The 22,777-nt window shown below is 59.0% G+C and carries 22 protein-coding genes; 18 read left to right on the forward strand and 4 right to left on the reverse strand.

The annotated features are described in order from the left end of the window. Positions 1-89 precede the first annotated feature (89 nt). From VG146_12230 to VG146_12280, 11 genes are all read left to right on the forward strand, one after another. Complete coding sequence (locus VG146_12230; GenBank protein ID HEV2393116.1) at positions 90-521, forward strand: hypothetical protein; 432 nt, start codon at positions 90-92, stop codon at positions 519-521. 410 nt (positions 522-931) lie between these two features. Beyond that, a complete protein-coding gene (locus tag VG146_12235; GenBank protein ID HEV2393117.1) occupies positions 932-1,498 on the forward strand; it encodes an RNA polymerase sigma factor in 567 nt (188 codons plus the stop codon). Positions 1,499-1,521: 23 nt separating this feature from the next. Then, the gene (locus tag VG146_12240) at positions 1,522-1,983 is read left to right on the forward strand and encodes a hypothetical protein (GenBank protein HEV2393118.1); all 462 of its coding nucleotides are present in this window, start codon (positions 1,522-1,524) and stop codon (positions 1,981-1,983) included. Positions 1,984-1,997: 14 nt separating this feature from the next. Next, complete coding sequence (locus VG146_12245) at positions 1,998-3,608, forward strand: RDD family protein (protein ID HEV2393119.1); 1,611 nt, start codon at positions 1,998-2,000, stop codon at positions 3,606-3,608. A gap of 93 nt (positions 3,609-3,701) precedes the next feature. Further along, positions 3,702-4,484, forward strand: coding sequence for a segregation/condensation protein A (locus tag VG146_12250; protein HEV2393120.1), 783 nt, complete (start codon positions 3,702-3,704; stop codon positions 4,482-4,484). 1 nt (position 4,485) lies between these two features. Then, positions 4,486-5,217 carry an SMC-Scp complex subunit ScpB gene (gene scpB / locus VG146_12255; protein HEV2393121.1) on the forward strand — a complete coding sequence of 244 codons (732 nt, stop codon included), beginning with the start codon at positions 4,486-4,488 and terminating at the stop codon, positions 5,215-5,217. Beyond that, positions 5,214-6,275: a prephenate dehydratase gene (gene pheA / locus VG146_12260; protein HEV2393122.1), complete on the forward strand. Its 1,062-nt coding sequence runs from the start codon at positions 5,214-5,216 to the stop codon at positions 6,273-6,275. The genes scpB and pheA overlap by 4 nt, the downstream gene beginning before the upstream one ends. A 2-nt stretch (positions 6,276-6,277) precedes the next feature. Next, the gene (locus tag VG146_12265) at positions 6,278-7,249 is read left to right on the forward strand and encodes a KpsF/GutQ family sugar-phosphate isomerase (GenBank protein ID HEV2393123.1); all 972 of its coding nucleotides are present in this window, start codon (positions 6,278-6,280) and stop codon (positions 7,247-7,249) included. A 10-nt stretch (positions 7,250-7,259) separates the two neighbouring features. After that, entirely contained in the window at positions 7,260-8,027 is a 768-nt protein-coding gene (locus VG146_12270; protein ID HEV2393124.1) for a prolyl oligopeptidase family serine peptidase, read from the forward strand. Between the two features lie 422 nt (positions 8,028-8,449). Further along, the gene (locus VG146_12275; GenBank protein ID HEV2393125.1) at positions 8,450-9,832 is read left to right on the forward strand and encodes a Gfo/Idh/MocA family oxidoreductase; all 1,383 of its coding nucleotides are present in this window, start codon (positions 8,450-8,452) and stop codon (positions 9,830-9,832) included. Between the two features lie 181 nt (positions 9,833-10,013). After that, positions 10,014-10,682, forward strand: coding sequence for a carbohydrate-binding family 9-like protein (locus tag VG146_12280; protein ID HEV2393126.1), 669 nt, complete (start codon positions 10,014-10,016; stop codon positions 10,680-10,682). A 1-nt stretch (position 10,683) separates the two neighbouring features. On the opposite strand, the gene VG146_12285 is transcribed toward VG146_12280, so the two are convergent. Next, positions 10,684-11,502: a phosphatidylinositol-specific phospholipase C/glycerophosphodiester phosphodiesterase family protein gene (locus VG146_12285; protein HEV2393127.1), complete on the reverse strand. Its 819-nt coding sequence runs from the start codon at positions 11,500-11,502 to the stop codon at positions 10,684-10,686. Between the two features lie 118 nt (positions 11,503-11,620). Here VG146_12285 and VG146_12290 point away from each other — a divergent pair, with 118 nt between their 5' ends. Further along, positions 11,621-12,520, forward strand: coding sequence for a PIG-L family deacetylase (locus tag VG146_12290; GenBank protein HEV2393128.1), 900 nt, complete (start codon positions 11,621-11,623; stop codon positions 12,518-12,520). 18 nt (positions 12,521-12,538) lie between these two features. Here the strand turns inward: VG146_12290 and rpmB are convergent, their stop codons facing one another. Continuing rightward, positions 12,539-12,808: a 50S ribosomal protein L28 gene (gene rpmB, locus VG146_12295; protein ID HEV2393129.1), complete on the reverse strand. Its 270-nt coding sequence runs from the start codon at positions 12,806-12,808 to the stop codon at positions 12,539-12,541. 322 nt (positions 12,809-13,130) lie between these two features. Between rpmB and VG146_12300 the strand changes: the two genes are divergently transcribed. From VG146_12300 to VG146_12315, 4 genes are all read left to right on the forward strand, one after another. Continuing rightward, positions 13,131-14,558, forward strand: coding sequence for a sigma 54-interacting transcriptional regulator (locus VG146_12300; protein ID HEV2393130.1), 1,428 nt, complete (start codon positions 13,131-13,133; stop codon positions 14,556-14,558). Positions 14,559-14,845: 287 nt separating this feature from the next. Next, positions 14,846-15,139, forward strand: a complete 294-nt coding sequence (locus VG146_12305) for a hypothetical protein (GenBank protein HEV2393131.1) — start codon at positions 14,846-14,848, stop codon at positions 15,137-15,139. Positions 15,140-15,477: 338 nt separating this feature from the next. Next, entirely contained in the window at positions 15,478-16,698 is a 1,221-nt protein-coding gene (locus tag VG146_12310; protein ID HEV2393132.1) for a threonine synthase, read from the forward strand. A gap of 12 nt (positions 16,699-16,710) precedes the next feature. Beyond that, positions 16,711-17,679, forward strand: a complete 969-nt coding sequence (locus VG146_12315; protein HEV2393133.1) for a hydroxyacid dehydrogenase — start codon at positions 16,711-16,713, stop codon at positions 17,677-17,679. A gap of 30 nt (positions 17,680-17,709) precedes the next feature. Here VG146_12315 and VG146_12320 read toward each other — a convergent pair whose 3' ends face one another. Continuing rightward, the gene (locus tag VG146_12320; protein ID HEV2393134.1) at positions 17,710-18,735 is read right to left on the reverse strand and encodes a Gfo/Idh/MocA family oxidoreductase; all 1,026 of its coding nucleotides are present in this window, start codon (positions 18,733-18,735) and stop codon (positions 17,710-17,712) included. Between the two features lie 280 nt (positions 18,736-19,015). Here VG146_12320 and VG146_12325 point away from each other — a divergent pair, with 280 nt between their 5' ends. Together VG146_12325 and VG146_12330 are read left to right on the forward strand one after the other, a co-directional pair. Further along, positions 19,016-20,437, forward strand: a complete 1,422-nt coding sequence (locus VG146_12325; protein ID HEV2393135.1) for an NAD-dependent succinate-semialdehyde dehydrogenase — start codon at positions 19,016-19,018, stop codon at positions 20,435-20,437. Continuing rightward, positions 20,434-21,402: a hypothetical protein gene (locus VG146_12330; GenBank protein HEV2393136.1), complete on the forward strand. Its 969-nt coding sequence runs from the start codon at positions 20,434-20,436 to the stop codon at positions 21,400-21,402. The genes VG146_12325 and VG146_12330 overlap by 4 nt, the downstream gene beginning before the upstream one ends. A 2-nt stretch (positions 21,403-21,404) precedes the next feature. Here the strand turns inward: VG146_12330 and VG146_12335 are convergent, their stop codons facing one another. Next, positions 21,405-22,742: an MFS transporter gene (locus tag VG146_12335; protein ID HEV2393137.1), complete on the reverse strand. Its 1,338-nt coding sequence runs from the start codon at positions 22,740-22,742 to the stop codon at positions 21,405-21,407. Between the last annotated feature and the right edge of the window lie 35 nt (positions 22,743-22,777).

Genomic DNA, 22,777 nt, shown 5'->3' on the forward strand with positions numbered 1-22,777 from the left:
CAAAGAAAACGAGGGGTTCTGCCATTCTTTGCGGTCCCGGTGGACTTTGGCGGGCGCTTAGCAATCGCCTCAAGGCTCTGAGGTTTCTGATGCTCGCTGCGTGTTTGCTGTTGACCGGGTGCGCTGCTCTGGCGCCTTTGAGTTCTTTGATGGGCGGGTCCGGGGGCGGAGCGCCGCCCTTGCAGGTGCATGAGCAGACGGCGGTCGAGTTGGAGGAGGGCAATTTTGCGCTGATTAAGACGAACGTGATGGGGCACAGCAAAGGGTTCAGCCTCCTGGGGTTTATCACGATTTATCCGGCGACATTAACCAAAGCGATGAGCCGGCTTTACGGGGCGGCCCAGATGAGCGAAGGGGACCCTCAAACGGTGGCCCACCTCATCATCGAGCAGACCAGCAGTTATTATATACTGTTTGGAATCCCCAGGATCGATGTGCGGGCCGACATCGTCGAATTCAAGCCGGAAGTGGATCGCCCAAGGCCTCCGCCGCGCCGCCCTCCGCCAGATTCGGAGCGGTAGAACCGCCTTCTCGTAAACTTTGAGCTTGTGGTGAGCGAGCATTCGGTCCTGGGCTTGACCAAACCAACCGACGAAGTTTCCGACAAAGGAAGGCAAATGGCGCCTGCTAAATGTCCAAACTCCTGAGCGCCAGAGGACTTTAGAGGACTGGCGCAGTCCAAAGCCGGCGCGCGCACCAACACCGGCTTGAAAAGCCTGAAACAAAAGGCCCTTTTGCCGGGTAATGAAATCGGAACGGCAGCAATATGAAAACGATTTCAATGGTGCAGCACGGGGCCATGTTCAACATGGGATTGGCGCATCACATCCCATAAACCCATGCGCCGCAAGCTTCCAAATCTGTATGCAAGAGTTTTGCTTTCAACAGTGCCTCGAGGGTAGGATAGCCCTCGAACCGGTGCGGCGAACCCATGCCAGACGCACAATCATTCGAGGCGTTCATGCTCAAGCACCAGGATATGGTCTTTAGTACCGCTATGCGTTTGCTCGCCAATAGCACCGACGCCCAGGATATCTCCCAGGAGGCTTTTCTGCGCGCTTACGAGCATTTTGATGAGTTGCACACCAGCCCAACGGCGGCGGGCTGGCTCAAGACCGTGGCCCGCAACTTGAGCCTCAATCATCTCTCGCGCTACCGCGCCCGGTGGCGCTTTTTCTCCGAACTCTTTGCAACCCCCAATGAGGAGGCTGAACCCATCGAGATGGAGTTTGCGGCGCCGGGAAGCCTCCAAGAGGAATTGGCAGACGCGGATCGGCATCGACTGGTCGAACAAGCCCTGCAGAAGCTGCCCGTTGCGCAGCGCGTCCCGCTGGTGCTTTATCATCTCGAAGGCATGAAATACGAAGAAATCGCCACCAAACTAAAGGTCTCTCTTGGCAAGGTGAAAACAGACATTTTCCGCGGGCGCGAAGCGCTGCGGAATGCCTTGAGTCCGCAAATGGCTGAGATTTGCCAGGACATGGGATTGACCGGATGAGACTCGAAAACCTGGAGTAAGACGTGTTGGATTATCAAAACAAATTGGAAGCCGCGACCGACCGGCAATTAAAGGCCTTGCCGGCGCTGCTGGCGCCCCGTTCTTTGCGCGCGCAAGTGATGGCTGCCATTGAACGGCGAGCACAGGCGCCATGGTATCGGCGGTCCTGGTCGATGTGGCCTCTGATACCGCGCATCGCCGCGTTGAGCGCCATGCTCCTGTTGTTCGGGGGGCTTTGTTTTGAGTTGTGGCGGCTGGATCAATATCAGGCGATCGCCACGGGCACGCACCAGGTCTCGCTGTGGCTCTCGAGCGCCGCGGCCATCTTGAATGTCATCGGGTCGCTTCTCAGTGCGGTTGTTGTCTTGCTGAAACATCTTGGCAACGGCGTGCTCCTTGGCTGTTTTGCCGCTTTGGCTCTGGCTTGGGCCATGTGCATGGGTTTGGGGTCGCTCTGCGTAAGGTTAGCGTTTGCGCGGCGTTAGGAAGATACAGTTTTATGATTACAAAAAGCTCTTTTTTAAACTCGCGCCTAGCCGGGCTGCTCGCAGCCTTGATAGCTTTTGGCTTTATTCAGGCGCCTCTGATGGCGCAGTCCAACGATGACTTCCAAACCGGCGGCACCAACAACACCGGCGCGCAAGCCGAGCCGGCAGAGGCTGGGTCAAACAGTACAGCGCAGGCCAGTGAGAGTTCCGCGAGCGGGTTGGAAGCTCGTGGTGTCAATCGTGACGCATTGGTGTCGATCGGGCACGATGTGGAACTGAAGGCGGGCGAGTCCGCTGAGGTGGTCGTTGTGGTTGGCGGCTCAGCCACCATTCACGGCAAAGTGCGTAGCGCGGTGACGGTGATTGGCGGCAACGCGTATGTGGATGGGGAGGTAGGCGAGCAAGTCGTGGCCGTCATGGGCAACATCAAAATGGGAAAAGGCGGGTTGATTAAAGGCGATGCCGTGGCGGTGGGGGGCAAAATTGATGTCACCGAGGGTGGCTCGATCAAAGGGCAGGCCCAGGAAGTGGAGCTGGCCGGTGTGAAATTGCCCAAAATCCAATGGCTGAAGAATTGGGTCATTCATTGCGCGCTCATGTTAAGGCCCCTTGCGCCCCAAGTCGGTTGGGTTTGGGTTGTGGCGGCGATTTTCCTGCTGTTCTATCTCTTTCTCGCGGCGGTGTTTCCGGGGGCTGTGCAGTCCTGTGTGAACGAACTGAACCGGCGGCCAGCGACCACCTTCCTGATGGGTTTGCTGACCAAACTCCTGCTGCCCTTGGTCCTGTTGATATTAATAGTCACCGTCATTGGAACGATAGTGGTCCCGTTCGTTTTGGTGGCCTTATTTCTGGGCGCAATTGTCGGCAAAGTGGGGTTGCTCGAATGGCTTGGCTTTAGAATTGGGCGGCTGTTTGGAGGCGGGGGTCTGCAGAAGCCGCTGGCGGCGTTGCTGGTGGGCTGGGTTGTTGTCACCTTGCTTTACATGGTGCCTGTGCTGGGGTTGCTGGTTCTGGGAGTTACCAGCATCTGGGGGTTAGGGGCCGCGGTGACCGCTGCCTTTGGCGGCATGCGCCGGGAGATGCCGGAAAGACCCGCGCCTCCGCAAATGCCCGTTGAAGAGTTTGTTCCAGCAGCGGCCACATTTGCCTCACCAACGGGCGCGTCCGCCGCCGCTATGGCGGCCCCCGAGGGGCAGAGCTCTTCGGCTACTATCCCGGCCCAACCACCCGTGATGCCGGAGGTCCTTGCCTATCCGCGCGCCGGTTTTTGGGAGCGCATGGGCGCCGGGTTCCTGGACGTGGTTCTCGTCTGCATTCTGGGGGCCGTGGTCCAACCGTTCGCGCCGCTGGTTGCTTTGGCCTATTTCTCTGGGATGTGGGCCTGGAAGGGAACTACCATCGGGGGAATTGTTCTGGGACTCAAGGTGGTGCGAACCGACGGCCAACCGGTGACTTTCCTTGTCGCGCTTGTGCGTGGTCTGGCGGCGGCATTCTCGATTTTTGTGCTGTTCCTGGGGTTCTTATGGATTGCGTGGGACCACGAAAAGCAGGGCTGGCACGATAAGATTGCCGGCACAGTCGTCCTGCGCACGCCCCGAGGCACACCACTGGTTTGCCTTTAAGCAGAAGCGCTTCGGATTCGTTCCGGCGTTGCAAAACACCAGCGCCGTCCCTAACATCCCGCTTGACCCGGGCCAGACAAGCCACGGGTTGCGATGGCAGATTACAAAGTAAAATTCGACGTTTTTGAAGGGCCGCTCGACTTGCTCCTGTACTTGATCAAAAAGGAGGAAGTGGACATTTACGAGGTCAACCTGACCAGTCTGGCCACGCAATTTATCCAGTACATCGAGACCATGCGCCTGCTGGACCTGGAAATCGCAGGCGAGTTCCTCGTTATGGCGGCCACGCTCATGTATATCAAAAGCCGCGAACTCCTGCCTGTCGATCAACAGGTGCAGACCGAAGGCGAGGATGAAGGCCAGGACCCGCGCTGGGAACTCATCCGCCAACTCGTGGAATACAAAAAGTTCAAGGACGCTGCCGCCCAGCTTGCTGTGCTGGAAGACCGGCAGGAGCAGGTATTCCCGCGCGCCCCGGTCAAATTGGAATTTGACTCCCACGAGCCTCGCCGGGCAGATGCCTCCATTTTTGACCTGCTCAATGCCGTCAACGCGGTCCTGCAACGCCTGGCCCAGCGCCCTGAGCAGCGCGATATTTTCGAAGATAAATGGTCGGTCAGCGAAAAGATCGAATCCCTCCTTCGCGCCATAGCCGAACGTGGGCGCCTGAGGTTCTCGGAATTGTTTGCCAACGTCGCAAGCCGGGCCGAAGTGGTGGTGATATTCCTGGCCCTGCTCGAATTGATCAGGCTCAAACAACTGGCCGCCACTCAACTGGAACCCTTCGGCGAGATTGAAATCTGCCGGGTCGAAGCGCCTCCGCTAGACCCAACCACCACCCCTGGGACCTTGGTCCCCGCCCACCATCCCGCTTAGCATGGAACTCAAATTCATTTTGGAAGCCATCCTTTTTTCGGCCCAAAAACCGCTCAGCATTAAGGAGCTGCGGGATATCTTTGCCGCAGCGGTGGAACACGCCGAAGGAAACGACACCGTGCGCGGGTTAAAAAAGGTCAAGGAAGAGCAACTGACTGGCGCCCTTGAAGAACTGGCGCGGGAACACGAGGGGGCGAATCGTTCTTACCGCCTTGTCTGCGTGGCCGGCTCGTGGCAATTCGTTACTCAACCGGATTACGCGCCGTGGCTCAAGGCGCTCGTGGGACACCGGGCCCGTCCGCCGCGTCTTTCTCAGCCGGCGCTGGAAACCCTGGCCATTATTGCCTATCGCCAACCCTTGACCCGCGCCGAAATCGAACAAGTCCGCGGAGTGGCAGTGGATGGTGTCATGCAAACCCTTCTGGAACGCGGGCTCATCGAGCAACTGGGGCGCGCCGAGGTGGTCGGCCGGCCCATGACTTACGGCACGACTTCTCAATTCCTGGAGTACTTCGGGATGCGGAACCTGGAAGACCTGCCGGCCGCCGACGAGTTGCGCCGCATCCCCATTACCAAGCCCGAGAGCCTGGCCACGGTGGACCCCGGTCTGGCGACCGCGCCGCCCGAGCAGCTCTCCTTGCCCGCCACGCAACCGGAGGCCGAACATCTCCAAGGGCCGAACGCTGCCACCCCCCCACCTGCTGGCGCCTCGCCGGAACAATCGCCCTCGTGAATATCCCCGAACATCGCAAGGCCATCGATAAACTCGACGCCCATATCATCAAGCTCCTGAACGAGCGCACCCGGCACGTCCTGAGCATAGGGGAAATCAAACTCAAGGCGGGCGAGGAAATCTATGTGCCACACCGGGAGCAGGCGGTGCTCAAGCGCATTTGCCGGCTGAACGGCGGTCCGATGACCAACGAGTCGCTCGGGGCGGTTTATCGCGAGATCATGTCCAGCGCACTCTCTCTTGAAAAGTCCATGAAGGTGGCTTACCTGGGGCCCGAGGCCACTTTCACCCACCAGGCAGCCATCCGGCGATTTGGGTCGAGCTTGCGCTACTCGTCGCAAAAGACCATCGCCGATGTGTTCACCGAGGTGAGCAAGAAACGCGCGGAATACGGTGTTGTGCCAGTCGAGAACTCGACGGAAGGCGTGGTGACCCACACACTGGATATGTTTGTGGACAGCGATTTGAAAATTGTCGCTCAGATTATCCTGCCGGTGCAGCATTGTCTCCTGAGCAACTGGCCCAGGTCCCAGCTTCGCAAGCTCTTTGGCCATCCGCAGTCGCTGGGTCAATGCCGCGTCTGGCTTCAGAACAACCTCCCGCGAGTCGAGATTATCGAGACCTCCTCGAACGCGCGTTCGGCTGAATTGGCCGTCCATGAGAAAGGCACTGCCGCCATCGCCGGCCTCCTCGCAGCGGAGAAGTATCATTTGGGCGTATTGGAATATGACATACAGGACAACGCGGCCAATGCCACGCGGTTCCTGGTCCTTGGGCGCCTATGCGGTCCCCCGACTGGCCGGGACCGCACGAGCATCATGATCAGCATCACCGATAAGGTGGGCGCCCTGCACAGCGCCCTGGCGGCCTTCCGCCGCTACCGGATTAACATGACAAAAATTGAGTCGCGGCCCAGCAAACGCAAGGCCTGGGAATACTTCTTCTTTATTGATTGCGACGGCCACATCCAGCAGAACAAAGTGCAAAATGCCCTGCAGCACCTGGGTGAGCACTGCAATTTTGTAAAAGTCCTCGGCTCCTATCCCAACAGCGACTAGCAATGCGCCATCTCATTAGGGCCCGGAAAGTTTTTGACATCGAGTTGGCGGCGCTCAAGGCAGTGCGCGCCCAACTGGACGGCGAGTTTAGCGAGGCTGTGGACCTGATTGTCGAAACGCTCCGCGCTCGCGGCAAGGTGGTTGTCGCCGGCATCGGCAAATCGGGCAATATCGGTCAGAAGATAGCCGCTACTCTCACCAGCACCGGTTCGACCAGCGTGGTGTTAAATAGCGTGGATGCGCTGCATGGGGATTTAGGGATTCTCAACGATGGGGATGTGGCTCTGGTGTTGAGCTACTCGGGGGAAACGGAGGAATTGCTCAACCTCTTGCCGGCATTGAAGCGCTTTCCGCTTAAAATAATCGCCATGACCGGCGCGCCCAAATCGTCCCTGGCTCGGCACAGCAACCTGGTCCTCAACGTGCGCGTGCCCAAAGAGGCCTGCCCTTTCAACCTTGCCCCAACCGCCAGCACAACCGCTATGCTCGTGATGGGCGATGCCCTCGCCATGGCTGTCCTCCAGGCCCGCGGTTTCAAGCAACAGGACTTTGCCCGCTTCCATCCTTCGGGCGCCATTGGCCGGGCAATGCTCGTGAAGGTGGAGGAGATCATGCGGACCGGGCCGCGCAATGCTGTGGCGGACCAGCACGCGACCGTGCATGAAGGCTTGCTGTTGATGACCCAGGCCAAGTCCGGCAGCCTGAGTGTGGTCGGCGCCCGCGGCAAACTGGTGGGCGTCTTCACCGACGGGGATTTCCGCCGCCGCATGACCGAGGATGGACACCTGTTGACCCAGCCTTTGAAACAGGTCATGACCCCCAACCCGGTCTGCATTCGACAGGAGGCGCTGGCGGTGGAGGCTTTGAAGATTTTTAACGAACGCAATATTGACGACTTGATCGTCGTTAACGCCCGGTGCGAACCTGTGGGGCTGGTGGATTCGCAAGACCTGCCCAAATTGAAGCTGATGTGATACTGAATGTATGAAAAACCCCAAGCTCCTGCTTACCATAGCAGGTCTGCTCACCTTCACCGCGTGCTCTCTCGGCCAACCCACTAATCCCAACTCGCCCCCAATGCAAACCGCCAAACTTTTCACCTTCCGGCAAACCCAACGCCTTAAAATCAATTACCTGCTGTTTTTGCCCAAGAGCTATAAAGATGCCGCACGGAAACGATGGCCTTTGATCTTTTTCCTTCACGGCGCCGGCGAACGCGGGTCCGATGTGTGGAAGGTCGCAGCTCATGGCCCTCCAAAGCGTGTCACTCAAGACCCGGATTTCCCGTTCATCGTCCTCTCTCCTCAGTGCCCCGAGAACCAGGTTTGGTCCAGAGAACCTTTGCTCGGACTCCTGGACGCGATCACGCATCAATACGCTGTAGATACGAGCCGCATCTATTTAACTGGCCTCAGCATGGGCGGTTACTGCACGTGGGACCTAGGTTTGGCTTACCCGGAGAAGTTCGCCGCCATCGTCCCAATCTGCGGCGGAGGCGAATTGATCAACGTCCTGCTCGCCAACGGCGAAGAAGCCAAAGCCCTTAAGACCCTGGGTATTTGGGCATTTCATGGAGGCAAAGACCCGACTGTGCCGCTCGAAGAATCTGAGCGGATGGTCACCCTGCTCAAACGGTTCGGAATCCCGGATGTGAAGTTAACGGTGTACCCCGAGGCCGGTCATGATGCTTGGACCGAAACTTACAATAACCCCGCTCTTTACGAATGGCTGCTCGAACACCGCAGACCATAACGGGAACCCTTTTTTTAGCGTTCGATTAGCGAATTTCAAGGAGAGGGCTGGCGGCCCCAGTTCCCGGTTGTACGAGCCTGGTTTACGCCGCCAGCCCCAAACTTCACAACCAAACACGACCAAATTGTGACAGTCGCTGGACTCCCTTTTTAATCCTTTTACGGCTGTTTGTGAAGTGTGCGTTTCAACGCACACCCCCTCGATCTCACATTCAGGGGAAGCTCAGGTTCCGGGACCATTGATAAGGGGCCAGAGGTCAGGTGTCCTGAATCATACCGCGGTCCATCCAAGTGTTGCACATGCTGACGATAGAACGTCAAAATGATCCGGACAAAAATTCAGATTGAGAAATTCCTTTAACTCTCTATAAGGGATGAACAAAGCATCACCAGAATGCGTCAGACGACCATATCAATCCAATTATGAAGACACTGACTCGGCGTGAGTTTATCAAGCGCACTTCGGCGACCGCCGGCGCGGCGGCCATTACCTTTCCCTTCGTGGGAAACGTCCTGGGGGCCAATGACCGCATCCAGATCGCCTGTATTGGCGTAGGGGGAAAAGGTGACAGCGACAGCAGCGATGCCTCCCGCTGCGGGGGGGCCATTGTGGCCATGTGCGATGTGGACCGCAACAACCTGGACGCGAAGGCCAAGCAGTTTCCGCAAGCCAAGCAATTTCAAGATTATCGAAAGCTTTTCGATGAAATGGCCAACAGCTTCGATGCCGTAACCGTCTCCATCCCCGACCACAACCACGGCATGGCCGCCTCGCTGGCCATGAAGCTGGGCAAACATTGCTTCTGCCAAAAACCATTGACCCAGACGGTTTTTGAGGCCCGCACCCTGCGCAAGCTGGCTAATGAAAAGAAACTGGCCACCCAAATGGGCAACCAGGGCAGCGCTTCGAGCGGCTTGCGCCGCGCCGTCGAGGTTGTCCAAGCCGGCGTTATCGGCACCCCCCACGAGTTGCATGTCTGGACCAACCGCCCCATTTGGCCCCAGGGCATCAACCGGCCTCCGGGCCAAGATCCTGTTCCGCCCAATTTGGATTGGAACGTTTGGCTCGGCCCCGCTCGCGAGCGGCCCTACAAGCAGGATGTTTATAACCCGTTCAAGTGGCGCGGCTGGTTCGATTTTGGGACTGGCGCCTTGGGCGACATGGCCTGCCATACGGTCAACATGCCCTTCCGCGCCCTCAAGCTTGGCTACCCCAACGTCGTTGAATGCGAGGTTGCTTCCCGAATGTACCCCGAAACATTCCCAAAGACTGCTCGCATCCGGTTCGAGTTCCCAGAACGCGAGGGGTTGCCTCCGCTCAAATTCTGGTGGTATGACGGCAATCCAGGCGACCCATTGCACCCCTTGCGCCCACCGGCAGATGCCACCAAAGAAATCGTCGCCACCATGGGCAGCCCGCCCGAAAGCGGCGCCCTTATTATCGGTGACAAAGGCAAGTTGTTCTCACCCGATGATTACGGCGAAAGATTCTTAATCGCCCTCAAGGGCCAGGATGAGCTGCGCCAAGGCGAGCAGGTCGAGGCCTGCAAAGCTGTCCCGCAGACCATCCCTCGCTCACCTGGTCACATGGAGGAATGGTTCCGCATGATGAAAGAGGGCACACCCTCCTATTCCAATTTCGATATCGCGGCTTATTTGACGGAGATCATCCTGCTGGGCTGCATCGCGGTGCGCGTCGGCGAAGGCATGCGCATGGATTGGGACGGCCCGAATATGCGTTCCACCAACCTGCCTGAAGCCGAGCGTTTCGTTCGCCGTCAGAACCGAGCCGGTTGGGAGGCCTGAGGCGCAGCAACCGAAGAGCGCGTCGTTTTGGACTGCGGCAGCCCTCTGCCGCTTTAGGGCGCCACTGTGCGTGGCTTGATAGCAAAGTGACTTGCGGGCAGTGCACGCGGAATCAATGTGCAAAATCCGACCACACCTTACACTATGTTTGCTCATGGGCACGAGCCAGTTTTCCTCGAACATGGCTGCTGAATCAACAGTCCCCAAACCCGTCCTGCAAGCCGGGCGGATCAGCCGGGATTTTGTCCTCACTGGCCACGCCGACGATGGGCCGTGGCAGATGGCTCGGCCCGCGCTCATCGAGCAGTCCTCCGCCGATGCCGCCGCGCGACCCGAGTTGTCCACGGCTGTGCGCGCCCTGTGGTCTGAATCTTCCCTTTACCTCGCCTACGACTGCCCCTACACGAGGCTGACTTTTTTCGACCCGCCCCAGTTTGAGCACAAGCGTTTTGACCTCGACCAAGCAGGCGAGAGTCTGTGGGACCGTGATGTGGTCGAGGCCTTTATCGGCTCAGACCCGCATCAAATCCGCCACTACACCGAATTCGAAGTCGCTCCGACCAATGAACGCCTGGACCTGATGATCGTGAACTTGCCCCAAAAGGATTTCAACTGGAACTCAGGTTTCGAATCCAAAGTGACGGTGGACAAAGAACGAAAGCTCTGGCGCTGCGAGGTGCGCATTCCCTTAACAGCGCTGAGCAAAGTCAAACCCACTCCTGGCACACGCTGGGCCTTGAACCTTTACCGGATGGACAAGGCCAACAATGCCGCTTTGGCATGGAATCCTACGCTCGCCCCCTCGTTTCACACTCCAGAGAGGTTTGGAATTCTGCAGTTTGGGGAGTGATTCATTTTTGCGCCTGATTGCGCGCCTCTTCGAGCAGGAACTTCTGGGCTCCGTCGAGGTCATCGGTATTAATCAGGTCCACGCCGCTGTCGAGCAGTTGACGCCAGAAAAACGGCGTGTCTGGCGCACCCCAGAACCGCACCTTGCGCCCCTGCTGATGCGCCCGGGTGACGATCTGCTCCAGCTTGAGCTTCTCGTCTGGAGGTATCGGCCCAACCCCGCGCCACTTGAAGGTCTTATACCAGTTGCTGCTAATCCAGGGGATTAGGTTCACCGGCGCGCCGGAGTCCAGGTCCGCCAGATCACCGTCCAGCGCGGCGTAACGGATGGGATCGCGATTGAACATGTCCTTCGAGCGATTCCCAGTAAGGATGACAGTAATGGCATTGGGACTTTTGGCGCCCAAACGGAACCGGCTCAGCATTTGGGTATAGCCCATCAACACGTGCCTCAAGACGGGATAAATTACCTTCCAATCGCCCTTGATATCGATCAGTAGCGTGAACTCGGGGCCATTCGGATAAACGTGGCCGCCGTTCTTCTTCACCCGCTCGCGCAGCGGGTCCAGGTAGAGCGCCTCAAGCGTTCGCTGCGGCTTAACTTGATTGCGTTGATGGGCCACCAGGAGCCGGCCATCCACAAGGTAAATGTCCGCCTCGACGCTGCAAAAGCCGTGATCGAGGGCATCAAACAGCGGGCGCTTGTGCTCATAGTCGTTGTGGGCATGGACGCGGGTAAGGGGTATGGGTTCGGCTGCGGTTGCCATGGCAGCGCAGCCCGCAACGACGGCAACCATCCAGAGAAAGTTTCGTTTCATCATGTTACACCGAAATATGATGCGAAAGGCGACGCGTGTATCAACTTCAAACCTTCTTTTTGCTTTACAAGTTCAGGCATTCTTTTGTAGGCTCCTGGCAAACTCGATGCTCAGCTTGCTTATGAAGCCTCTGACCTTCGCCTGCCTTTTCATGCTCAGTTTGTTCACCGTCTCCGCCGCTCCGGCGCCGCCAGATGATGGGAAGTTGCGCGTCATCTGTTTCGGGGCGCACCCGGACGATTGCGAGCTCGGGGCGGGTGGGGTGGCGGCGATGTGGGCCGCTCGCGGCCATCATGTCAAATTGGTCTCAGTCACGAACGGCGACATCGGCCATTGGCGCGAGGGGGGGGGCCCTCTGGCCCGGCGGCGCAAGGCTGAAGCCGAACGGGCCGATGAAATTCTGGGAGTGACTTCCCAGGTGCTGGACATTCATGACGGGGAATTGCTGCCGACCCTTGAGAACCGGCGCACCATTACACGACTTATTCGCGAGTGGAAGGCCGATATCGTCATTGGCCCGCGCCCAAACGATTATCATCCCGACCATCGCTACACAGCAGTCCTGGTCCAGGATTCCGCTTACATGGTCACCGTTCCGTTTTTCTGCCCGGATGTCCCTTACCTCAAGCGCAACCCGGTTTTCCTTTATGTTCCGGACTCGTTCCAGAAACCCAACCCGTTCCAGCCGGACGTGGCAGTGGGGATTGACGAGGCGATCGACAAGCGGTTGGACGCTTTGGATGCGCTGGAATCGCAGTTTTATGAAGGCGGCGCCAACGGCTCGGCGCAACTGATTCCCAGCGACCCGGCCAAGCAACAAGAGCGGCACCGGCAGGTCCGCGCCGGGTTCCAAAAGCGTTATGAGAACCTCGCCCAGCGTTATCGCTCGACTCTGGCTGAGTTCTACGGACCAGCGAAGGCCGGGACGATCAAGTACGCGGAAGCATTCGAGATTTGCGAGTATGGCCGCCGGCCCGACCAAACCGAGTTGAAAAGGCTCTTCCCCTTTTTTGGAGAGTAGCCTTGCAGAGAGGCGCTCTTAACTCTTGGCCGCCGCTTGTTCCTTCTTCCAGGTGCGCCGGGGGGCTTTGGTGATGAGCCCCTTCTTGAGCGCTGAAGTCGAAACCCGAACGTAACGCACTTCCCCGTTGATGATGGCCTTAACGCGCTGGAGGTTGGGCATAAATCGGCGCTTGGTAATCGCTGTAATATGCGTTCCAATGCCGCCGCTCTTCTTCGACTTGCCACTGCGCCAGATGATGCTGCCCTTCATCGGGCGTTTGCCGGTTAACTCGCAAATTCGTGCCATACGCGTCCTGTTTAGCTATAAAAGAGCCAAAAACATACCGGCTTTGACCTCGGTTGCAAGCCATATTTCATTCCCTCTCTTTTGCCACTCGGGGCTAATGACAGAGTCGAAGCAACGATCCGCCATTCCTGAGTGCAGGAGACGACGTAAGGAGTCTCTGATCGGTAACTTCCGGGTCAACCAAAGGTGGCCATCCGACAATCTTGATCAGAGACTCCTTACGTCGTCTCCTACAAACGTTTGGGGTGGTAGTCACTTTAAAACGTTGCGACGGCAACGATGCATCGTTGCGCCAAAACCTCTCTTGGGCCATGTTGCTGCCATGAATTCAGTTGCCGAAGCACAATCGACCAGTGGCGCAGCGCCGGAAATCGCCTCCGGCACGGAGGCCTTCTACCGCACAGCGCTCGAGAGCCTGTCTGAAGGGGTAATGATCCTCGACGCGGATTGCCGGATTATTTACGCCAACCGCTTGGTCAGCGACATTACGGGTTATTCGCCTGAGGAATTGCTGGGCCAAACGCCGTGCCTGTTGCGGGCCGACCCCGAGCCGGGCGATTGCGAGGCCAGCAAAACCCTGACGGACGAGCCCCGGTGTTTCGAGCTGGAGATGAAGCACAAGGATGGGCGGCTGCATTGGATCAATGTGAAATCCACCCCCTACCGCAACGATAGCGGGGAAGCGGTTGGCCGGGTAGTGGCCATAAGCTGCATCGCCAAACAGAAGAACCTCGAATTCGAGAATGAATTTCTCCAGGACGAGTTCCGCGCCACGTTCGGCAACATCATCGGGCACAGCCCCGCCCTGCAGAAAGTCCTGGCCCAGATAGCCACGGTGGCGCCGACTGAAGCCAACGTCCTGATCCTGGGGGAATCGGGCACCGGCAAGGAGCTGGTGGCGCGGGCCATTCACGACTTGAGCCCGCGCAAGGACCATGCGCTGGTGCGGGTCAATTGCGCCTCGATTCCCAAGGAATTATTCGAGAGCGAGTTCTTCGGCCATGTGCGCGGTTCGTTTACCGGCGCGATCAAAGACCGGGTAGGGCGATTTGAATTGGCCGATCAGGGGACACTGTTCCTGGATGAGGTGGGTGAAATCCCGCTGGATTTGCAGAGCAAACTCTTGCGCGTCCTGCAGGAAGGCCAGTTCGAAAGGGTGGGAGACGAGCGGACGCGGACGGTCCAGGTGCGCTTGATAGCCGCCACCAACCGGGACCTGCTGGCCGAAGCCAAGGCGGGCCGGTTCCGCCTCGACCTGTATTATCGGCTGAGTGTCTTTCCCATAGAAGCCCCGCCCTTGCGCGAGCGCCTCGAGGACATCGCCGAGCTGGCCGAGCATTTCATCAGGCAAGCCGCCCGCCGCCTGGGCGTTCCCCGCCCGCGCTTGACCAAGCTTCAGGCGCAGGAGTTGCAAAGTTACGATTGGCCCGGCAACGTGCGCGAACTGCAAAACGTTATCGAACGCGCTGTTATCCTGGCAAAAGGCGGCAAGGTCCACTTCGACTTGCCTCATCGCATCACGCGGGATGGTCCTGCAAACAGCCTTGCCCACTCCCCCGCCAATGATGGCGAGGAGGATCTGTCACTGGACGAATTGGAAGTGCGCGAGCGCGAGATCGTCCTGGCTGCTTTGGGCCGCACCAATTGGAAAATCTATGGCGAAGACGGCGCGGCGGCGCTGTTGCGAATCAAACCCACGACGCTGGTTTCCAAGATGAAGCGGCTGAATGTGCAGAAGGACGGCGGGTGAGCAGAGATACTTGTCCCCGCTCGACGTGACTACCGCGAATGGCCGGAACGACCCACGAAACCGAGCCCGAATATGTTCCACGCTCACTCCAGTCAGTTTCGGTCCGCTCTTTTCCTCGTCAAGGAAATGTCCTGCTCCCAGGCGAGTTAGCAGGTCCTGGTAACCCCCGCGGATTTGGCGCTCTGGGCGGAGCCGGCAGGCGCGGCGGGGCCGGCAGGCTCGGGGGCGCAGGGAGATTTGGCGGGGCCGGCAAGCGCGGCGGTCGGAGCGGACTGGGTTGTAGCGGCATGACCGGAGGCAGGTTTATCGGGGGCGCAGAAGGGGGCGCCGGGGGACGTCCAATGGGCGGCAGCACGGGGGTTTGCGACGGCGCCGGTGGCTGCGATGGCGGCGGCAGGGCGGGTTGCGGCGGCATCGGAGTCGGCCCCGCCGGATTCATCGGCATCGGCGGGGGTGTGTGGGATCCGGGAAGCGACGGCCCGGTCGGCAGTGGTTGCGCCGATGGCGCTGCGGATGCCTGCTCGCTGATGCCTTGCAGCCCCAGCATCAGGGCTATGCCGGTGGCAATGAGGCCGGCCTGAACTGCATTCTTTCGTAAAACCTCCATGATTCAATCTAAGCCCGTTCCGCTGTTTGTCGCCCGTGGGCGCACGGAGGCCTTTACCCCATATAGCGGGGCTAATGACGGAGTCGAAGCAACGAGCCTCCATTCCTGAGTGTAGGAGACGACGTAACGAGGTCTCCGATCAGCAACTTCCGGGTGAACCAAAGGGCGGCCAGATGACAATCTTGAATCAGAGACTCCTTAGGTCGTCTCTTACAAAGGTTTGGAACTGACCTCGTCATGGGCCCTGCCCCACATAGACGACCCGCGCTCGAAAGCTTGACGATGTCCGTCGTGGCCGCTTGACTCCTTCGCATGAATTACGTCACCCATCTCGAATGCGCCCATTGCGGGCAGCGGTATGATGCCGCCCAGGTCCACAACCTTTGCGCCGCTTGTCAGCGGCCACTCTGGGTCAAATACGATCTGCCGGCGCTTAAAAAATCATTCCCCAAAGAGAAGCTGGCGGGCCGGCCCTGGACGCTGTGGCGTTACCTCGAGATGTTGCCCATTGCTGATCCCGCAAAAATCATTTCGCTGGAAGAAACCGTCTCGCCGGTGCTGGAAACCAAACGCCTGGCGGCTGAGTTTGGGGTCCAAAACCTTTTCGTCAAAGACGAAAGCCGTCTGCCGACGGGCAGTTTCAAAGCGCGCGGCATGGCCCTGGCGATTTCCAAGGCGAACGAATTTGGCATTAAGCAAGTGGCCGTGCCCACAGCGGGAAATGCGGGCGGCGCGCTGGCCGCTTATAGCGCGCGGGCGGGAATGCAAGCCTCGGTGTTCATGCCCGAGGACACACCGGCCATCAACAAGAAGGAGTGCTACCTCACCGGCGCAAGGACCTACCTGGTCAATGGCCTGATCACCGATTGCGGACGCATCGTCGGTGAAGGCAAAAAGGTCAAAGGATGGTTTGACGTTTCCACCCTTAAAGAGCCCTATCGGATTGAAGGCAAAAAGACCATGGGCCTCGAACTGGCCGAGCAATTTGACTGGGAATTGCCCGATGTCATCCTCTATCCAACCGGGGGCGGCACCGGCCTCATTGGGATGTGGAAGGCATTCAATGAACTTGAGGCCATCGGCTGGCTCAAAACCTCCCGCAAACCTAAGATGATCTCCTGTCAGAGCGATGGATGCGCCCCCATCGCCAACGCCTTTGCCAAAGGCGAACGATTCGCCGCCAAATTCGAAAATGCCGCCACCATTGCCAGCGGCATCCGCGTGCCGGCTGCCGTCGGCGATTTCATGATCTTGGACGCCGTGCGCCAAAGCGGGGGCCTCGCCCTGGCTACCCCGGAAGCGGACATTCCCAAGTGGATGCGATTGGCTGCGTCGAAGGAGGGCCTGGCTGTTTGCCCGGAAACGGCTGTTTGCCTTGGCGCCCTCGAAGTCCTGCTCAAGCGCGGCTCCATCCAGCGCGCGGATCGCATCGTCATTTTTAATACGGGCGCCGCGCAAAAATATCCGGAGGCTGTGAACGAGCAACTCGAGCGAATTGATATTGGCAAACCGCTGGACTGGTCGCGCCTTTGACAGCTCGGGTTTATGGACATCTTGATTTCTGAGGAGCTGCGCGCCCCGGCGATCGAGCGCCTGGCCAAAACTTACCAGGTCGTTGCCGAACCCAAGCTGTGGCAGCAACCAGACAAGTTGCGGGCGCTCATTGCAGAAGCAAGGGTGCTTATGGTGCGAAATCAGACCCAGGTAACAGCCGAGTTGCTGCACGGCGCTCCCAAGCTGCTGGGCATTGGGCGGGTTGGGGTTGGCCTGGACAACATCGACCTGGGGAGAGCCTCAAGCCTCGGTATTGTGGTGGCCGCCCCGCTGAATGCCAATGCCACCAGCGTGGCCGAGCTGGCCCTGGGATTCATGCTGGCGCTGGCGCGAAAGATTCCAGAGGCGGACCGCTCGACCAAGGCGGGCAACTGGGACAGGAAAGGTTGCACGGGCATTGAACTGGCAGGCAAAACATTGGCCGTTTGCGGCCTGGGCCGCATCGGCGGCACGGTTGCCCGGTTGGGACGCGCCTTTGGAATGCGCGTGGTGGCCTTCGATCCCTTTGTGAAAGCCGATTCAGCCGTGGTCCGCGAGAGCGGAGTGCTGCTGTGCGGGCGCATCGAGGAGGCGCTGGCGATGGCCGATTTTGTGAGCGTTCATTTGCCTTCAACCCCCGAGACCCGCCGCCTGTTTGGGGCCTCGACGTTTTCCGCCACCAAGCCGGGCGCCTATTTTATCAACACTTCCCGTGGAGCGGTGGTGGATGAAGCGGCCCTGCTCGATGCCTTGCAAAGCGGGCGCCTGGCAGGGGCGGCCCTCGATGTGCGGGAATTCGAGCCGCCCGCTGCGCGAGGGGCTTTGGAATCGCTCTCTAATGTCGTTCTCACACCGCACATCGCCGCCTTTACCGTTGAGGCTCAGGAAAGGACCTTCGAAGCTGTCGCGGCAGATGTCGAGCGGCTGCTCTCGGGCCAGCCAGTTCTGAATTTTGTGAATTTCGATCGCCCGAAACGCTGAAGGCATCCATTGCTCAAACACTCGCCCCAGTCAAAGCGAGACCGCACAACCCCGGTCCACGGATTCCTGGGCTTTGAGGCACATTTTGACCGACCACAGGCCATCCTCGCCGGTTGCACTCAGAGCGCCGGTCCCGCGAACTGCTCGCGCCATTTGGGCAATCTCGTCCGTTAATTCATAAACCTCGCCGGTGATTTTAGTAATCGGAACATCAGAAACTTTATCGCCGTTGAAGTATTTGAGTGAAAAGGTCGGTTGAAAGGTGCGGTCCATCGCCCCGCTCCAACTGGCCCAAAGGGCGCCGCGGGTTCCGGTAACCTTGGCGACCTGGTGATGCTCGAAGCCGCTTAAGGTCTGCGAAATAACCGCATAAGCGCCGCGCGGGAAATTGACAATGGCGCTGAAGTTGTCCTGAAGTTCCGGGTGGTCTGGGCGGCGGGCACTGGCGCGGGCAAAAATACTTTGTGGCGCGCCCAGGTTTGAAAAATACCAACGAGCCAGGTCGAAGAAATGGATGGGTTCTTCGAGAATCCAGTTACCGACCCGATCAATTTGATAGCGCCACCCATCCGCGCCGGTACGATAGGGATTGCGCCACAACTCGATGAGCGCATAAAGCGGGTCTCCGATGGCCCCTGCATCAATCATCTCCTTGACCTTGCCCCAAAGCGAGGAGAGGCGGAATTCATGGCCAATGGCCAGCAATCGCTGCTGTTCGCGAGCGAGCCGGAGCAACTCTTCACAATGCGCCAGCGTCAGCGCCATGGGTTTTTCCAGCAGCAAATGTTTGCCCGCCCGCAGCACATCAGCGGCAACGGGGAAATGCAGGTCGGTCGGCAGGACCACATCCACGACGTCAAGGTCAGGCCGAGTGAGCAATTGATGGTAATCAGCCACTATCTGCGCCTCAGGATGGCGCTCGCGCGCCTCCGCCTGGCGCGCCGTCGAGCGCACCGCGATGGCGGCCAAGTCTGCCTCAGGCGATTCGGCAATGGCGCGGGCGTGATGACTGCCCCAGGCGCCAAAACCGATTAAGCCAAAACGCACTTTTTTCATGAACCCGAGAGAGGCTCTTGCAAAACCGGCTGTTCGAGCAACGATGTATGCGCCATGACCTAAACCTGACAGAAAGAGCCCACCCCCGCAAGAGGCGCGGCGCGCCAGCGTCTTGGACTGCCTTGGACCTGCACCGGCGTTCCCACGCCTCAGTGACTGAGGCGTTAATCCTGCGCATTGACATCTTGCAAAAAGGGAACTTACGTTGGGTTGAAATGAAATCGTCTGTTAAAAAACCGGGGTTGAAAACAGCCTGGACCCCTGAAAGGGACCGAAGCAAGTGAAGACCTACCCGCTGTATTTGAATGGCGCCTGGGTGAACAACGAACCGGCTTTGGCCGTGCGCAACCCAGCTACAGGTGAGCCGTTCGCGTCCATCAGCACTGTCACACGGGCGCATGTTGCGCAGGCCCTGACCGATGCCCATGCCGCCTTCCAGGGCTGGCGCCGGCAAACCGGAAAAGCGCGCGGCGAGTTCCTTGAAAAAATTGCCGCTGAACTCGAACGGCGTCGCGATGAAATCGCCCGGCTTATTACCCTTGAAAATGGCAAACCGCTTGCCCAAAGCCTGGGCGAACTCGCCATGACAGTGGACCACTTACGCTGGTTTGCCGGCGAGGCGAGGCGCGCCTACGGGCGCGTTGTGCCGCACCAGGTCGAAGGCAAACGGCACCTGGTGATTAAATCCCCGATGGGCGTTGTGGGGGCGATCAGTCCTTGGAATTTTCCGCTCGTGCTGGCGGTGCGGAAAGTGGCGCCCGCCCTGGCCGCCGGCTGCACGGTTGTGTTGAAACCGGCGCGCCAGACGCCCATCTGTTGCGTCGCATTCGCCGAGTGTGTCGCTGCGGCGGGACTGCCCAAAGGGGTATTCCAATTGGTGTTAGGTTCCGCTTCGGAAATTGGCGAAGAATTTCTCAAAAACCCGCTTTGCCGCAAGATTACTTTCACTGGTTCAACGGAGGTGGGCAGACATTTGATTCGTGGCGCCGCCGAGCAGGTCAAACCGCTATCTCTGGAATTGGGCGGGCTGGGGCCGGTTCTCATTTTCGCTGATGCCGATTTGGACCGGGCCGTCGAAGGGGCCATGCTGGCGAAGTTCCGCAATACCGGCCAATCCTGCATCGCGGCCAACCGGATTTATGTCGAGCGCGCCATCTACGAGAAGTTCCTCGAAATGTTCGTTGCGAGGACTCGGGCGCTCAAGGTTGGGGATGGCCTGGAAGCCGGTGTGGAAATTGGACCGCTGATCGATGAGGAAGCGATGAACAAAGCGCTTGCCCACGTCGAAGATGCGGTCCGCTGCGGCGCCCGCTTGCTCTGCGGCGGCAACCGCCTCGAGAGAAAAGGGTTTTTCTTTGAACCGGCGGTTTTGGCCGATGTGCCTCCTGCTGCTCTTTGCATGGGCGAAGAAACCTTCGCCCCGGTTGCGGCGATTGCTCCTTTCGACAAGGAGTCTGAGGCGCTCGAATTAGCCAATGGCTCGCCGTTCGGCCTGAGCGCCTATGCCTTTACCCGGGATTTGGGCCGGACTTTTCGGTTAATGGAAGGACTGGAAGCTGGGATCATCGGGATTAATGATGGAGTGCCCACGGCCACCCAAGCCCCCTTCGGCGGCGTCAAACAAAGCGGCTGGGGCCGTGAACTCGGCAGTGAGGGGCTGGATGCCTTTTTAGAGACTAAACACATTTCCCTGGGAATATGAGTTCCTCGATCTCGTCCCTTCTGGCTCAAGGCAAAATCATTCGGCACCCGGTCGGCAATGAACCTGGCTATTGGGCCGGCGCGCCGGGCATTTTTCACGCTGTCGCTGAAGGCGCCTGGTATCTGACATACCGGATTCGCCGCCCGCGAGGGGTGGCACCCGACCGCGGCGGTGAGGCGAGGATCGCCCGCTCAAGCGATTTGGAAACGTGGGAAGACATTTGGTCTGTGACTAAAGATCGATTCGGTAGCGCTTCGATTGAACGTTGCGCGCTGCATCGCGGAGCGGACCACCTATGGCGCTATTTTATCAGCTATGTCGATCCGGCAGACGGGCGGTGGTGCGTCTCTGTGCTCAAGAGCCGTGAAGTGCCACAACTTTCGCCTGAGAACACCGAACCGCTCTTCAAGGCTCGACAACTGGGACTGGAAGGCCTCAAGGACCCCTGGATTTTTGAATGGCAAGGTCTCTTCTTCATGGTTCTCAGCGTGGCGCTGCCCACGTCCGCCACCAACGCGCGTTCCCACGAGACGCTGGATATTTTCAACACCGGCCAATGCGTCTCGGCGACGGGTTTGGCGCAGTCGCGCGATCTGGACTGCTGGGAATGGCTCGGTGTCGTGTTCGCTCCCGAGCCTTCGGGATGGGACCGCTATTGCCGCCGAATCAACAGTATTATCCCGCGCAACGGGAAGTTTTATGCGTTTTACGATGGGAGCTCCGGCTACGAAGAGAATTACGAGGAGAAATCGGGTTGGGCAGTCTCGACAGATTTAAAAAGCTGGCAGTCTTTAATCCCCTCTGCGCCGCTGCTCATCAGCCCTCATGGCTCCGCGTCGCTGCGTTATGTGGATGCCCGGGTTCGCGGGGGGGATGCCGCACTGTTTTATGAATTCGCCCGGCCAGATGGCGCGCACGACTTGCGGCTGGCAACCGTGCCTTTGGAGGGCCTCCCTTTCGTTTAGGACTACTCCGGCAGCGGTTTGCCTTTGGTTTCGGGCAGGAACCAAATAACGATGAGCCCCAACGGGAACAACAGCCCCAGCAAAGTAATGGCAAGGCGCAGGTCCATTCCTGGCAGGGCCTTGAGCCAGCCCGAAACCAGCAGCGCCGAGGCGGCTACAATCCGTCCGCCATTGAAGCAAAAGCCGGTTCCTGTAGCACGCAAGTGGGTCGGGAACAGCTCCGGAAAATAAATGGCGTACCCGGCATGAATCGCCAGGGTCAAAAAGCCGAATAGAGGCAGGAGGGCTAAGAGTTGACCATAGGTTGCAGGCAAATAACAGGTGATGGGAACAATGATAAATGCGCCGATATGAAACAGGGCGAAAGTGCGCCGTCTCCCCAGGCGGACACAGATGGGTCCGAAGGACAGCAGGCCCAAACCGCCGCCAATCGTTTCCACAATCCCATAGGCAAACTTGGCTCGCTCCGCAGCCGCCGCTGGGGCACTCCCGGTCCGAACCAGCAACTCCCGCGCAAGGTCCTGTCCGGCGACGGTGACTCCCCAAAAGCTCCCAAGCCCGATGGCGGCCAGCAGCATCCCTAACAACGCGCGCCGGCGCCACAACGGGTCGCCGAGCAGGTCGAAAAAACTCCCCATTTTCGGCCCCGAAGAGGCGGCGGCCCGGACGCCCGCCAATCGCCAACTCTCGGGCTCTTTGACCTGGGTCATAACCCAAAGCACCAGCAAAGCCGGCAGCAGCCCTACCAGATAGGCGTAACGCCAATGCACGCCCACGGCCAGACCGGCTAGAGCAGCGGTCCAGGTCCCTAAAACGCTTGTCGCGTGAAAAATTCCCGAGGCGTGGGCCCGGGCGTGCTGGGGAAATACTTCGGCAACGAGGCTGGCGGCCACCGCCCATTCGCCACCGACGCCCATGGCCACCAGGAACCGCGCCGCGCCGACTTGCCAGAGGGATTGTGTGAAATAGGTCAGGCCCGAGAAGATCGAGTACATCAGGATGGTGACGGCCATGCTGGGCCGCCGCCCCCAACGATCGGCCAGCGCACCGAACAATAGGCCTCCCACAGTGCCGCCGAGCAGGAAAACAGCTAGAAACAGGTCGCCATAATGCTTGATTGCCGAGGGGGTCGCCCCCTGATGGAGGATGTCGCCGAGAAGTTGTTGGCGGGTGATGTTAAAGATTTGTCCTTCGAATGCATCGAAAATCCATCCCGCCGAGGCAATGGCCAGGATGAGCCATTCGTAACGGGTGACCCCGTGATACCAAGCTACATCCTGTTCCGGCTCCACAGCAGCGGCTGGCGTTGGCTGCGAGCGGGACGGCGTTTTTGGCATCATGTTCGCTTTAGCAAAACGGCAAACAAAACTCCAAT

The organism is Verrucomicrobiia bacterium, from assembly GCA_035946615.1.
Classification (GTDB): domain Bacteria; phylum Verrucomicrobiota; class Verrucomicrobiia; order Limisphaerales; family UBA8199; genus DASYZB01.

Bases quoted from the DNA above. Each gene is read 5' to 3' on its own strand.
- VG146_12250 (HEV2393120.1), top strand. From the start codon at position 3,702: ATGGCAGATTACAAAGTAAAATTCGACGTTTTTGAAGGGCCGCTCGAC.
- VG146_12275 (HEV2393125.1), top strand. From the start codon at position 8,450: ATGAAGACACTGACTCGGCGTGAGTTTATCAAGCGCACTTCGGCGACC.
- VG146_12320 (HEV2393134.1), bottom strand. From the start codon at position 18,735: ATGAAAAAAGTGCGTTTTGGCTTAATCGGTTTTGGCGCCTGGGGCAGT.
- rpmB (HEV2393129.1), bottom strand. From the start codon at position 12,808: ATGGCACGAATTTGCGAGTTAACCGGCAAACGCCCGATGAAGGGCAGC.
- VG146_12335 (HEV2393137.1), bottom strand. From the start codon at position 22,742: ATGATGCCAAAAACGCCGTCCCGCTCGCAGCCAACGCCAGCCGCTGCT.
- VG146_12315 (HEV2393133.1), top strand. From the start codon at position 16,711: ATGGACATCTTGATTTCTGAGGAGCTGCGCGCCCCGGCGATCGAGCGC.
- VG146_12230 (HEV2393116.1), top strand. From the start codon at position 90: ATGCTCGCTGCGTGTTTGCTGTTGACCGGGTGCGCTGCTCTGGCGCCT.
- VG146_12300 (HEV2393130.1), top strand. From the start codon at position 13,131: ATGAATTCAGTTGCCGAAGCACAATCGACCAGTGGCGCAGCGCCGGAA.
- VG146_12330 (HEV2393136.1), top strand. From the start codon at position 20,434: ATGAGTTCCTCGATCTCGTCCCTTCTGGCTCAAGGCAAAATCATTCGG.
- scpB (HEV2393121.1), top strand. From the start codon at position 4,486: ATGGAACTCAAATTCATTTTGGAAGCCATCCTTTTTTCGGCCCAAAAA.
- VG146_12280 (HEV2393126.1), top strand. From the start codon at position 10,014: ATGGCTGCTGAATCAACAGTCCCCAAACCCGTCCTGCAAGCCGGGCGG.
- VG146_12265 (HEV2393123.1), top strand. From the start codon at position 6,278: ATGCGCCATCTCATTAGGGCCCGGAAAGTTTTTGACATCGAGTTGGCG.
- VG146_12270 (HEV2393124.1), top strand. From the start codon at position 7,260: ATGAAAAACCCCAAGCTCCTGCTTACCATAGCAGGTCTGCTCACCTTC.
- VG146_12310 (HEV2393132.1), top strand. From the start codon at position 15,478: ATGAATTACGTCACCCATCTCGAATGCGCCCATTGCGGGCAGCGGTAT.
- VG146_12245 (HEV2393119.1), top strand. From the start codon at position 1,998: ATGATTACAAAAAGCTCTTTTTTAAACTCGCGCCTAGCCGGGCTGCTC.
- VG146_12305 (HEV2393131.1), top strand. From the start codon at position 14,846: ATGACCGGAGGCAGGTTTATCGGGGGCGCAGAAGGGGGCGCCGGGGGA.
- VG146_12285 (HEV2393127.1), bottom strand. From the start codon at position 11,502: ATGATGAAACGAAACTTTCTCTGGATGGTTGCCGTCGTTGCGGGCTGC.
- VG146_12290 (HEV2393128.1), top strand. From the start codon at position 11,621: ATGAAGCCTCTGACCTTCGCCTGCCTTTTCATGCTCAGTTTGTTCACC.
- VG146_12235 (HEV2393117.1), top strand. From the start codon at position 932: ATGCCAGACGCACAATCATTCGAGGCGTTCATGCTCAAGCACCAGGAT.